General features: G+C 64.1%; 10 protein-coding genes. 7 read left to right on the top strand and 3 right to left on the bottom strand.

Annotation, left to right across the window (positions count from 1 at the left end; all coding sequences use genetic code 11):
- Positions 1-2: 2 nt before the first annotated feature.
- Positions 3-191 (bottom strand): hypothetical protein, encoded by a 189-nt coding sequence (locus BW940_RS21120; RefSeq protein ID WP_076610121.1) that lies wholly within the window; start codon positions 189-191, stop codon positions 3-5.
- 173 nt (positions 192-364) lie between these two features.
- Here BW940_RS21120 and BW940_RS15460 point away from each other — a divergent pair, with 173 nt between their 5' ends.
- Together BW940_RS15460 and BW940_RS15455 are read left to right on the top strand one after the other, a co-directional pair.
- Positions 365-781, top strand: coding sequence for a hypothetical protein (locus BW940_RS15460; protein WP_076610120.1), 417 nt, complete (start codon positions 365-367; stop codon positions 779-781).
- A gap of 100 nt (positions 782-881) precedes the next feature.
- Positions 882-1,268 carry a hypothetical protein gene (locus BW940_RS15455; RefSeq protein ID WP_076610119.1) on the top strand — a complete coding sequence of 129 codons (387 nt, stop codon included), beginning with the start codon at positions 882-884 and terminating at the stop codon, positions 1,266-1,268.
- A gap of 1 nt (position 1,269) precedes the next feature.
- Here BW940_RS15455 and BW940_RS15450 read toward each other — a convergent pair whose 3' ends face one another.
- Complete coding sequence (locus BW940_RS15450) at positions 1,270-1,674, bottom strand: CBS domain-containing protein (protein WP_076610118.1); 405 nt, start codon at positions 1,672-1,674, stop codon at positions 1,270-1,272.
- Positions 1,675-1,787: 113 nt separating this feature from the next.
- On the opposite strand from BW940_RS15450, the gene BW940_RS15445 reads away from it, so the two are divergent.
- Genes BW940_RS15445 through BW940_RS15430 form a run of 4 tightly spaced genes read left to right on the top strand, consistent with a single transcriptional unit; the run spans position 1,788 to position 9,282 of the window.
- Positions 1,788-4,025 carry a hypothetical protein gene (locus BW940_RS15445; protein WP_076610117.1) on the top strand — a complete coding sequence of 746 codons (2,238 nt, stop codon included), beginning with the start codon at positions 1,788-1,790 and terminating at the stop codon, positions 4,023-4,025.
- On the top strand, positions 4,018-5,070 hold the full coding sequence (locus BW940_RS15440; RefSeq protein WP_076610116.1) for a PD-(D/E)XK nuclease family protein: 1,053 nt from the start codon (positions 4,018-4,020) through the stop codon (positions 5,068-5,070). Before BW940_RS15445 ends, BW940_RS15440 begins: the two co-directional genes overlap by 8 nt.
- The gene (locus BW940_RS15435) at positions 5,063-8,722 is read left to right on the top strand and encodes a UvrD-helicase domain-containing protein (RefSeq protein ID WP_076610115.1); all 3,660 of its coding nucleotides are present in this window, start codon (positions 5,063-5,065) and stop codon (positions 8,720-8,722) included. The genes BW940_RS15440 and BW940_RS15435 overlap by 8 nt, the downstream gene beginning before the upstream one ends.
- Before the next feature lie 50 nt (positions 8,723-8,772).
- Positions 8,773-9,282 (top strand): 8-oxo-dGTP diphosphatase, encoded by a 510-nt coding sequence (locus BW940_RS15430; RefSeq protein WP_076610114.1) that lies wholly within the window; start codon positions 8,773-8,775, stop codon positions 9,280-9,282.
- Between the two features lie 200 nt (positions 9,283-9,482).
- On the opposite strand, the gene BW940_RS15425 is transcribed toward BW940_RS15430, so the two are convergent.
- A complete protein-coding gene (locus BW940_RS15425; protein WP_076610113.1) occupies positions 9,483-10,454 on the bottom strand; it encodes a quinone oxidoreductase family protein in 972 nt (323 codons plus the stop codon).
- 131 nt (positions 10,455-10,585) lie between these two features.
- Between BW940_RS15425 and proS the strand changes: the two genes are divergently transcribed.
- Positions 10,586-12,067, top strand: coding sequence for a proline--tRNA ligase (proS, locus tag BW940_RS15420; RefSeq protein WP_076610112.1), 1,482 nt, complete (start codon positions 10,586-10,588; stop codon positions 12,065-12,067).
- Positions 12,068-12,552: the final 485 nt, after the last annotated feature.

The following is a 12,552-nucleotide window of genomic DNA, read 5'->3' as shown; positions in this document are numbered from 1 at the left end:
GCTCACTGCCGGTGGTCGGTAGCCAGCCAGTTCGTTCTCGACTCGTTGATCAGCATCGGCACGAGCACCCCGACGCCGATGAGGATCGCCAATCGAACGATCGGATTCCCCGTAAGATCCAGTGAAACGTACCAGAGGAAGAGGCCGAGCCCTGCAAACGCCGTCATAGTTCGTGTGCCTTTCTCACTCATAGCTGTTCTTTTACCCACGGCCGTTAATAACGTCGCGGGCTGCACTAGATAATCGTCGCTCGAGACGGCGGGCGTGTCGTCGGTTGCGAGTCGGGTCGCGTCTCGACAGCGCTGTCGACCGTGCGGGCGGCGATCCGAACCGTTAACGGCGGCCGACAGCCAACCCCAGCCCAATGACCAGTGGAAAGCGAATCGTCCGGCGCGGACTCGCCGGCGGCGGCCTCGTGACCCTTCTACTTGCGGCCAGTTTTCTCGTCCTCGGTGAGCCGACACAGCCGACGACGGTGGCGCTGATGGCGTGGCTCGTCGTCGTCGGCGCAGCGATGCTCGCCGCTGGCAACCGAGAGCGCGTCTCGATCGGCTCCGTGACCGTCAGCTGGCCCCGTGTCGCCGCAGTCGCGATCGCGCTGCTCGCGGTCGGCTGGACGACTATCAGCGCTGTGAGCCTGCTCGAGGGCGATGGCATCACCGGGCTGGGATCGCTCGAGGCCGTTCTCACCGCCATGGTGGTGGGCTACTTCGCTTGGTTCGCCCGCGAGTGCTGGGTCGGCGGCGCGCTGCTCGCAGCCGATACGTTCGCTGTTGACTGAGGCATCATATCTTATATTTTATATATAAGTACCCACACGAGACTGTCATCGGTCCGTGTTCGGCCATACAGCCAAGGCACCTGCGGGCCAATCGATACCTATGCAAGAGGACACCAACCATGAAGAGCGCGCGGAGTCGGAGCCGGAACCGGCACCAATCGCTGAGGATCCGACGGACTCGTTCGACCTCGAGCACCCGGAACACGTCGAGGTGGGTGTCACCCGCGGTGAGACTGACCTCGAGTTCGGGCCGCCGCGGGACTACCCCGACCGGGCAGATATCTCGGTTCGGCCCGAATCGGACGAGGGCAACCGGCTTGTCCTGAGCATCGACGCGATGGCTGGCGATCACGGAACAGGGCATGCCGACGTCGAACTGACGCCATCGGAGGCTCGGTCACTCCGCGATCGACTCGAGGAGACCGTCCGCTGGATGACCGAAGACGACGCCGTCGAGTCGAAAAACAAGCGAACAGACGACCGTTGAGCTACGCCGGACTCGGCGTCTCCGCTCGAGAGAGATACGACGCCAGATCCGACGTCGTCAGCATTCCGATGACACCCTCGTCCTCGTCGACGACAGGAGTGTGGTGGAAGCCGTGGTCGACCATCACGTCCGCGGCATCACGGATACCGTCCTGGGCCGTGACCGTAATCACGTCCGTGGTCATGTACGCCGAGACCGGCGTCTGATCTTTGGGCTTGCGTTCGGCCACGATCTGCACGAAATCAGTCGTCGTCAGAATGCCCTCGAGCTGGTTGTCCTCGTCGACGACCATCACCGAGCCGATATCCTTCTCGAGCATCAGTTTCCCGGCGTCTTCGACGAGCGTGTCCGGTGTGACCGTATGTACATCTGAGGACATGACTCGCGCAACGAAAATATCGTCCATGAATGATTGTTTGCATTAGACGTGATAAGAGTTATCAATGCGGCAGGGCCTCGAGCCGAGGGCCGCCGCAGGTTTAAATACGAACTCGGCCATACTGAGGGACAGATCAACTGATGGCGTCCCCTCCATCCCCGCTCGAGGGTACCTGCAAACTCCTTTCCGAGCCCGTGCCCAGCGACGCCCTTTTCGAGCGGATCGCGTCCGAATACGCCGCCCTCGCCAGCGAGTACGGCCCCCGGAACGTCCTCGTCCTGAAACGACACCCGGCGGGCCTCGAGTCGCTGACCGAGGCCCTCGCGAGTGTCGACGCGACGAACGGCTCGCCGCGATCGCCACGCGTCGAGTCGTTGCCCGAACACGCCTCGAAAGTGCTCGAGGAGTACGATCCGACGCTGGATCGCCTCGAGTACGAAGAACGGATCGAACTCATCTCGCTCGTGATCGACGGGGCCAGCCGCGACGTCCCCGACTACCTCGAGCGCGCGGCGAGCCACGAGAGCTTCGCCCGCGACGTCGGGCAACTGCTGCTCGAGGCGACCCGCCAGCGACTTCGCCTCGACGACCTCGAGGCCACCCCCCACGACTGTCTGGCCTTTCTCTATGCGATGAACGACCGGTTCCACGCCGAACTCGAGAATCGTGGCTACGTCGAGCGGGCGGATGTGATCCCCCGAACCGTCGACTTGCTCGAGGCGGACACCGACGGGCTACAGACCAGAGTGACCGACTCGATCGATGCCGTCCTCGCCGTCGAGTTCGAAGAGTACCGGCGGCTCGACCGGCGCTATCTCGGGGCGCTCACCCACGATGCGGAACTCGTCTGTCTGGGTGAGCGCCACGCCAGCGTCGAACGCACGCGCGTCGAACCCGGCCGCATCGAGGACCACGTCGACGGCAGTCTCGCGGTGGAGGTGCTCGAGACGGGACTCGAGAGTGCCGACGAGCGCATCGAGCCGCCACACCGGGCGATAACGCGGTTTCTGGCGACTGGAGCGTCACCGTCGGCAGCAAGCGCAGACGAAGCCACCGAGCAGGCACCGAGTCGGGCACGCCGAATCCGCGCTCGAACCGCCCGCGAGCAGGGCAAACGCGTCGCCACCGAGATCCAGGCGCTTCGGGACCGCCACGGCTGGACGTACGACGACGTTGCCGTCGCAGTGCCACGAATCGAACGGGTCCCCGAAACCAGAGCTCAGCTTCGCGAGGCTGGCGTCCCCACGGCGACGATCGGCACCCCCTCGCTCGCGGAGGATCCAGCCGTCAACGAACTGTACGCGTTCGTGACCCTACAGTGTGAACTCGAGCGTGGCTCCGGACGACGCGACCTGCTCGACGCGCCCCCGTCCGATCGAGACGCGGGCGATCCGCTCGACGTCTCGCTCGACCGACTGCAGGCTCGCGTCGAAGAGTTCCCGCCCGACCTGCTCGAGTCGTGTGCCGGCTCGAGCGTCTCCCGATCGCTCGAGCGGTGGCTCCACCGGACGGATCTGAAAGGCCGCATCGCCCGCGAGGAGGCGTGGGTCGACGCACGCGAACAGTACGAAGGCATCCGTCGAGTGCTCGAGATCGCCCGGTTCGTCGAGGAGACAGATCTCGTCGGTCCGGACTGGCAGGGGCTGCGACGGATGCTCCGGCGGACGATCCAGTACGACGCGCCCTACGTCCACGCGGTCGAGACGCAGCCGCCGACCGGCGGCGTCACGGTCTGTGCCGTCGACGATCTCAAGTACGACTCGCGGGAAGCCGTCTTCCTGCTCGACCTGATCGACGATAACTACCCCGGCGAGCAGTTTCTCACCCAGCTGTTTCCGACGGCGTGGCTGCGCGAGATGGCGACGTATCCGGCCGTCACCGATCCCCCTCGCGCTGAACTGACAGCGACGTTTTCCACCGTCGCGCCCGACAGCGTCGGCGACCCCTTCGAAACCTACCACGCCCAGCGCTCCCGGCGACGGCTCGCGCTCGCATCTCGAGCCGCCCAGACGCAGCTCTACTGCTGTTCGTACGAACGCGGCGCCGGCGGTCTGCGCCGAACGTACGACGAGTCTCGCTACCTGCATCTGGTCGACTCGACCCCCGGCCTCGAGCTCGCGGCCGTCGACAGCGACACGACGGCGGCGATCCACGGCGAGACGAACGCTCTCGAGGCGCTGCTCGCCCAACCCCACGGCGAACTCGAGCGAATCCTCCGGGAAGCGAGTACGGGTGGCGAGGCCGATCTCGGAACGACCGAGGAGCTGTTCGAGGAGATCGCGGTCGTCCTCGAGGATGGCGACATCGACGACGACCTCGCCGAGGCGGTGCGCTCGCAGTTCGAGTTCGCCGCCGGGGAGGTGGTTCGCAATGAGTGAGCACGCCCGCGACGACGAGGTCGACGCGACGGAACTCACGGTCGAGGGCCTCAAGACGTATCTCCACTGTCCGCGCCGGTACGAGTTCGCCCACGACCACGGCCTCGCCGGGAGTGACGACGACACTACGATCGACGACCGCGTTTCCCTCTTGCGGACGGCGATCTGTGACGGGCTTCGACGCGGCGACTTCGACCGTGAGGCCCTCGAAGACGCCATCAAAGCGCGACTCAAGGCGCTGTGGGACGGCCACGACGAGCCGTTTCACTCGCTAGCCCAGCGACGCCACGAACGGCGAGTGCTCGAGGCGACCGCGACAGCGTACGTCGACCGCGTCGGCGTCGACCACGCGGCCGGGATCGAACGACTGGCGTCGGAGGCGACCGAGGGAGCCGTGATCGGGCCGGGGCTTTCGCTCTCGAGTACAGTATCGGTTCCCGGAACGGACGAAACCGACGACACGACGGTGTCGATCGATTCGAGCGTCGACTACGTCTACGCCGATGGCTCCGCGGTCGTCGGTGTCCAATTCGTCCCGACGCTCAGATCGCTCGGCCTGCTGCGCTACCGATCGGAATGGGAAGGGGCCGTCGCCGAGCAGTTTACCGACCACTTCGACCCCGACGCGGACGTCTTCGAGCCGGCGTTCGTCGGCGCACTGTTCGAAACCGCCGTCGTCATCGACGGGCTTCGCAACCACTGTCGGCGGCTGGGCCTCGAGAACCGAACCTGCCGGTACGTCCGAATTCCACTCGCTGATCGCTCGCAGACGGCGGTCAACTGGGCTCGCAAAACAGTCGAGACGAGCCTCGACGTGGCGGATCTGACCGACGTCTACATCGACCACCATACATACGGCATGACACACGAACACCGTAACCGAACCGTCGACGATCGGCTGGCGACTGTCGCCGGCCGCCTGGCCACAGGCGCGTTCGATCCGACCGACCGCTGGGATTCGATTTCGAACCACGCCTGTCCGGACTGTTCGTACACGGTCTGCTGTCAGGAGTACATCGCCCAGGAGGTGCAGTTCGATGGGTAACAGTCCAATCGAGCGCGCGGTCGACGAACCGAAAGGGAACCAGCAGGCCGTCATCGACAGCCGGGCAGCCTGTACCTCCGTCGACGCCGGCGCGGGAACCGGGAAGACGACGACGATGCTCATGCGGATCGAGCACGCGATCGAACGCGGCGACGTCGATCCCGACGACATTCTGGTGTTGACGTTCGCAAACGAAGCCGCCGGCAGCATCCGTGACGCGGTCGCCGAACGCCTCGACCCCGAGGCCACCGCGGCGATCGACGTCTACACCTACCACTCGTTTTGTTACCGGCTGGTTCGGGAGTACGCCTACTATCTGGGCTACTCCCCCGAGTTCGACGTGATCACCGAACGCAAACGCCGGCGGATCGTCGGCCGGCTACTCGCCGAGAACGAGTACGACTTCGCGGCCGCGTCAGTGCGTGGCGACGGCTCACCCGAGGAGTTCGCCGCCGACGTCGACCGGTTCATCCAGTCGATGAGCCAGGAAGACATCACCCCCGACGAGCTACAGACACAGCTGCCAGCTGTCCGCACCCTCGAGCTCTGCAACGAGTTCGTCCTCCGACTCGAGCGACGAGCAAGCGCCGACCTCTCTTTTGACAACGAGTCGCTTCGATATTTCAACGAAGATCACCACCTCGAGGCGACCACCGAGTCACTGGTCGGCTACGGCAAACTCCTCGAGTTCTGTCGCGAACAGATCGCCGAAGCGCCGGCGACGTTCCGCGAAGACGCGGTCGTCCGCGACGTCGAGCGCTATCTCCGGGTGCTCCAGGGCTGTGTGACGAACACGATCGACGTGCTCGACCTCGAGGATCCGACGACCAAACAGCTGCCACGGGCGCTGTTCGGCAACGAAATTTGGCGGACGGCGACAACTCGGATCGAACAGAGCCCGTTCGGGCGGCTGAAACACTACATCGAGTTCCTGCGTCTCGCGCGCCACTACACTGACGTGTACGCCGACTATCACGACCACCTCGAGCGCGAGCGGACGCTCGATTTCGACGAACTGGTGCGAACGGCGACGGAACTGCTCGACGATCCCGCGATCGCCGACGAAATCACGAGCCAGTGGACCGACGTCTACTGCGACGAGTTCCAGGATACCGACGAGACGCAGTCCGCGCTCATCACCGAACTGACGGACGGCCCCGACCGACCCGACCTGCTCGCGATCGGTGACAAGGACCAGGCGATCTACGGCTGGCGTGGGACCGATCGGGAAGGTCTCGACAGGCTCGCCGACGCCTACGACGACCACGAGACGATCGAACTCGAACTCAACTTTCGCTCGCGACAGGAAATTCTCGATCTGACGAATCACTGTGAGTACGGCCCGCAGTCGACGAAGACACTGCGCGAAGACGGGCGCACACCCGGTGAGTACGGGACTGACGGCGAGGACAGCGCTGGAACGGAACGCCAGCCGCCGGATCGCGTGATTAAAATCGAAAGCGACGAGATCGACCGCTCGACGGCCGAACAGGTCGCGACGACCGTCTCGCGGCTGCTCAACGACGACGCAGAAAACGTCCCCCAGCGCACGCTCGAGGACATCGCGGTCATCGTGCGAACGAACCGCCACGCGCAGGCGGTCGCCGACGAACTGCGAGACCGCCAGATTCCCTACGAGATTTCGGGGTCGCCACGCGGCGAGATCCAGCCCGGAATCCAGACGCTGCTGTCGTACCTGCGTGTGCTCGTCGATTCCGATGCCGACGCCCACCTCCGGCGTGTACTGCTCTATCGGTATCGCCTCTCCGAGAACGACCTCGCAACCCTCCAGCGACGGGAGGGGACGCTGTACGATGTCGTGATGGCAATCGATCCAGCAACGCTCGAGTCTCCCGACCGCCTCGTGCGAGCGCGCTCGCACCTCCAGACGCTAGCAACGCTTCGGGACGTCTACCCACTCACTGGCTTTTTCAGCCGCTTTCGCGAACTGACGCGACTCGAGTGGTTCCTGACGAGCGAAGAGCGAGACGAACTCGAGCGCATCGAGCGCTTCGTGGAGGCGTACACCGCCGACTCGGTGATCCAGACGCTGACGCCGCGCTTTGTCGACGCCGTCAAGGGGATGCTCGAGGGCACCGGCACCGACCGGACACGGGGCACGCAGTCGACCGATTCGGTCGACGTGATGACGGTCCACCAGGCCAAAGGCCTCGAGTTCGACACCGTCCTCGTTCCGTACCTCTCCGACGAGGAGTGGTGTGTCGAGCGCGATTACGCCGAGCGCGCACAGTACCGGCTGCTCGCGGCGGCACTCGACGACGGGATCGACTCGCCGCTGTGTGCCGATCTCGCGACCGAGACGGTCGGCGAGGAGTGGCGCGTGTTACACGTCGCGCTCACCCGCGCCGAGAACCACCTGTTCGTCTTCGGCTCCGAGTACGACTACGATGGTGAGGAGGAGGAACTCGCGGCGTCGACCGCCGAGGCATGTCTGGCAAGCGAGATCGAGTGGTCAGTGACAGGCCAGCGGATGAACCTCTGGGCGTCGCTGCAAGCGAGTTTCGAGCGCGTACAGGACACCTATCCAGAAACTGTCGTCGACCGAACCGACGAAATCGCGCTGTCGGCCAGCCGCAGTCCGGGGACGATCACCTACTACGCCGGCTACGACGACCGCCAGCACGAACCCCTCGAGACGCGCGAGGCGATTCGGACGGTCCACAAACTCGGCCGGTTGCTGCGTGAGGGAACGTTGCTCCCAGCAGCCGACACGGCGAGTTTCGGGGGACTCGAGCGCGAACTCGAGGGGGTGACGCGATCGGTACCGAGCGGTCGCCGGGCGTCCGCGTTGACGACCGAGGCGGTTCGGTTCCCTGTCGAAACGCTCTCGAACGCGACCGAGCTGCCGGTCGCGATGCGCCACAGCTACACGGCGATGGAAACCCACGACACCTGTCCGCGAAAGCACTACCTCGATCACGTCGTGCGGGCGACCGACGATCCGCTGGCGTCGATGCCCGACGACGATCCGGTTGCCGGGACCGGGTCGCGGCTCGTCGGCACGCTCTTTCACGACGTCGCAGAGGAAGCCTTCTACCGGGAGTACCGAACCATAGCGGAATGGCAGACAGCTGCCATCCGACAGCTGACCGCGCGTGATCTGCTCGAGCACCGCGAGGCCGTGTTGGCCTGCATCAGGCGCTACTTCGAGGCGAGTGCACCCGCGTTCGACGCGCCGGTCGCCGACTGGGAGCAAGTCGCTGCAGAGCTCCCCTTCACGCTCGAGGGGATCGACGGCGTCACCGGCAGCCTCGTGGGCTACATCGACTCGATCCGGCGGACGCCCGACGGCGACCTCGCCGTCCTCGATTACAAGGCGACGGCCGAGCGGATCGAGCCCGCCGACGCCACCCAGCTGGCGCTGTACGCCCGCGCCTGCGAGCAACGCTTCGACGAACCGATCTCGGTCGTCGGCTACGTCTACGTCGGCGACGTCGATGGGCCGCGCGTCGACCTCATCGACCCCGACGACCTCCCGCCGTGGTCGGTCGTCCGCGAGACGCTCACGGCAGTCGACGACCCCTCGCTCGAGGAGACGACACCGGGCGAGCACTGCCGACACTGCCCGCATCGGTCGCTTGGCTGTGCGCCAGAGGAGTACACCGACCTGCGGGTCTCGAGCGACGACTGACCGCACTCGAGAGCGAACACCCTTATCCCACCGCGAGCGAACGCTGGGATATGCGCGAGACGACGCTGTGTTTTCCGATGCGGGAGGGACGCGACGGTGAGACGGAGGTGCTCTTGATCGAGAAGCGACGCGGCCTCGGCGAGGGGTGGTACAATGGCCCCGGCGGGAAACTCGAGGCCGGCGAAACCCCACGCGAGTGTGCCGTCCGCGAGACGCACGAGGAGGTCGGCCTCGAGGTCGAACCCAGTGCACTCGAGAAAGCGGGCGAACTCACCTTCTTGCTCGACGGCGAGGGACACACGTTCTGTCACGTCTACCGCACGCGGTCGGTTGCAGGCGAGCCGACCGCCTCGGAGGAAGCGTATCCCGAGTGGGTCGCGATCGACGAGGTTCCCTACGAGCAGATGTGGGACGACGACCACCTCTGGCTGCCGGGCGTCCTCGAGGGCGAGACGGTCGTCGGCAAGTTCCGCTTCGAGGGCGGGCAACCGCTGGACGAGGCCGAATTCGTCGGGCACGACCTCGAGTGGGGTGTCTCGTTTGCAGCCGATCGAAAATAGAAGAGATAGTTATAAATAATATTATTCTCTACAGTAGTGTCAACTAATGATAGACATGTTCGAAATGATGAGTGGGATACTCAATGCCCTCACATATATTGGAGCCGTTGGTGGCCTCACGTATATTGCTGACCGAATGGGAATATCGCTCCGCATTTCGGACGAAAAGTAGTGTATCAGAACAGACCGCTGTCGAAGCGTTAGGGTTTGAGCACGACTTTCCCGGAGCTCTTGCGATCCTCGATATACTGGTGGGCCTCGGCTGCGTCCTCGAGCGCGAACGACTCGCCGACGATGACCTCGAGATCGCCGTTCGTCAGCCCCTCGGTGAGTTCGGGGACGGCTTTCATGATCCGACTCGGGTCGTGGGTGGCGGCCTGACCGAGGTGGAAGCCTGAAACGGACTTGTTCTCGAACAGCAGGCGGCGGTTCTCGGCTGCGGCTGGAACGCCGCTGGCGACGCCGTAGGTGACCATCCGGCCGAAGTGGGCCATCGCGTCAAGGCTGCGCTCGAAGACGTCGTCGCCGACGCTCTCTAAGACGAGGTCGACGCCCTCGCCGTCTGTTTCGTCGTCGACGACCTCGCGGAAGTCGGTCTCGGTGTAGTTGATCGGATGGTCACAGCCCAACTCGGCGGCGAGGTCGAGCTTTTCTTGGGTGCTCGCGGTGCCGAAGACCTCCGCGCCGTGGTTCGAGGCGAGCTGGACCGCGGCCGTGCCAACGCCGCCTGCGGCGGCCTGAATCAGGACCGATTCGCCTTCCTCGAGGCCGCCCCACTCGAACAGACAGCTGTGGGCGGTGAGAAACTGGACGGGGAAGCCGGCGGCTTCCTCGAAGCGCATCCCCTCCGGAATCGGGAAGAGCATCTGTGCGTTCGCGGTCGCGTACTCGGCGTAGCCGCCGCCGTTGAGCATCGCGACGACGCGGTCGCCCTCGTCCAGGTCGACACCCTCGCCGGTCGCGTCGATCGTGCCCGCAGCCTCCATGCCGGGATGATACGGTGCGTCGGGACCGCCAGGATAGACGCCGCGGCGTTGCATGATGTCCGCGAAGTTGATCCCGGCTGCTTCGACCTCGATGCGGACCTCGCCGGCTCCCGGCTCCGGCAGGTCGGCGTCGATGACTTCGAGTTGATCGCTATCGCCGTAGTCGGCTACCTGGATTGCTTTCATACACGCTTCTGTGTACCCAGCCCCATAAACCTCCGAGAACCGGAATGAACAGACGGGCCGTTGCTCGCCTCGTTTTCAGGGTGGATCTGCCTTCGCATGGTTTAAGCCCGCGCTGACTGCATATCGACTCAATGAGCGACGAGAGTCAAGAACTCGGGATTACCGAGTCGAAATCGCACAAGCCCGGCGAGTGGTACGCCGAAGTCGTCCAGAAGGCAGGTCTCGCGGATTACGCCCCGATGGGTGGCTTCATCGTCACGAAACCGCGCGGCTACGCGCTGTGGGAAGGCATTCAGGACGCCCTCGACAGCCAGTTCAAACAGACCGGCGTCGACAACGTCTACTTCCCGATGTTCATCCCCGAGAGCTTTCTCGAGCGCGAGAAAGACATCGTCGAAGGCTTCGACCCCGAGGTCGCGTGGGTGACCCACGGCGGCCACGACGAACTCGAGGAGCGCCTCGCCGTCCGACCGACCAGCGAGTCGATCATCGCGCCCTTTATGGCCGACTGGACCCGCAGCCACCGCGACCTGCCGCTGCGGCTCAACCAGTGGTGTTCGGTCGTTCGATGGGAGGCGACGGAGACGAAGCCGTTCTTCCGGACGAAGGAGTTCATGTGGCAGGAGGGTCACACCGCCCACGCAAGCAATGAAGGCGCGTGGGAGGAGGTCTGGACCCGCCTCGGCCAGTACGAGAACCTCTACGAAGACGTGCTGGCGATCCCGGTCCTGCGCGGTAAGAAGCCCGAACACGACAAGTTCCCCGGAGCCGACACCACGACGACCGTCGAGGCACTGATGCCCGACGGCAAGTCCGTCCAGGGGGCGACGAGCCACAATCTCGGCCAGAGCTTCGCCGAGGCGTTCGACATCACGTTCGCCGACGAGGACGAGGACGAGCGGACGGCCTACACCACCTCGTGGGGGCTGTCCTGGCGCGCGATCGGCGCGCTTATCATGACCCACTCCGACGATCAGGGGCTCGTGCTCCCGCCGACGATCGCGCCCACGCAGGTCGTCATCGTCCCCATCTGGCAGGAGGACACGAAAGACGACGTCCTCGAGTACTCGCAGGACATCGCCGACGAACTCGAGGCGGCCGGATTCCGCGTCGAACTCGACGACCGCGACGAGCGCAACCCCGGCTTCAAGTTCAACGAACACGAGCTAAACGGCGTGCCACTGCGCCTCGAGATCGGCCCCTACGAGGTCGAAGACGAGGAAGTCACGTTGGTCCACCGGCCGGACAACGAGGAGTCCGTCGCGGATCGGGACGGAATCGTCGAGAGCGTCGACGAGCATCTGGACGAGGTCTTCGACAAACTGTACGACGCGGCCGAAGCAAACCTCGAGGAGAACGTCCGCGAAGCGTACAGTCCGGAAGAGATCCTCGGCACGATCGGCAAACACGGCGGCTACGTGAAGACGTCGTGGTGTGGCGACGAGGCCTGCGAGGAGGCGATCAAAGAGAAGATCGCCGCCGAAATCGTCATGCAGCCACTCGAGGACGAAGGCGGGACCACGGCCGGCGAGGTTCCCGAACCCGATCACGACGAGTGTGGCGTCTGTGGCGACCCCGCAGACGAGATTGCGTACTTCGCGAAGTCCTACTGAGACTGTCAACTGGACATCGAAGGCAGGATTCGCTGTTCGGTGTCCCGGACCACATATATCTCCTCTCTAATAGAAATCCACGTATCCAACGGGACCTCGAGCGACCGATCCCTCGTGATCGAAGCCGGAAAACCGAACGACTGCGGTCGCACTCACAGCAGTTTCAACCCGGCAGAGTTCATGATAGTTAGTTACAGACAGACCTAACTCTTTAACCACATCTTGCTTATAGATGGCAAGATAACGAACAGCCGTGGTGTTCACTCTGGTGGGTGAGCACTACGTGCCTCTGACACTTCTGCCCACACCGGGCAGTCATTTCCGTTTGACGAAGCAGTGGGGCCGTCTCGCAGGTTGTGAGCCGAGTTCTATCGAAAGCAGATCGCTCGAGCAACCATCCGGGGTGTGGTATATTATTATCTTTCATGTAAAACAATACACCTTATATACGATTATATGTGTCTATAATACACTTAGTCATTATG

Source organism: Natronorubrum thiooxidans, assembly GCF_900156475.1.
In the GTDB taxonomy this organism is placed as follows: Archaea; Halobacteriota; Halobacteria; order Halobacteriales; family Natrialbaceae; genus Natronorubrum; species Natronorubrum thiooxidans.
Note: the sequence above shows the minus strand (reverse complement) of the source record. Positions and strands in the feature narration are given on the sequence as shown.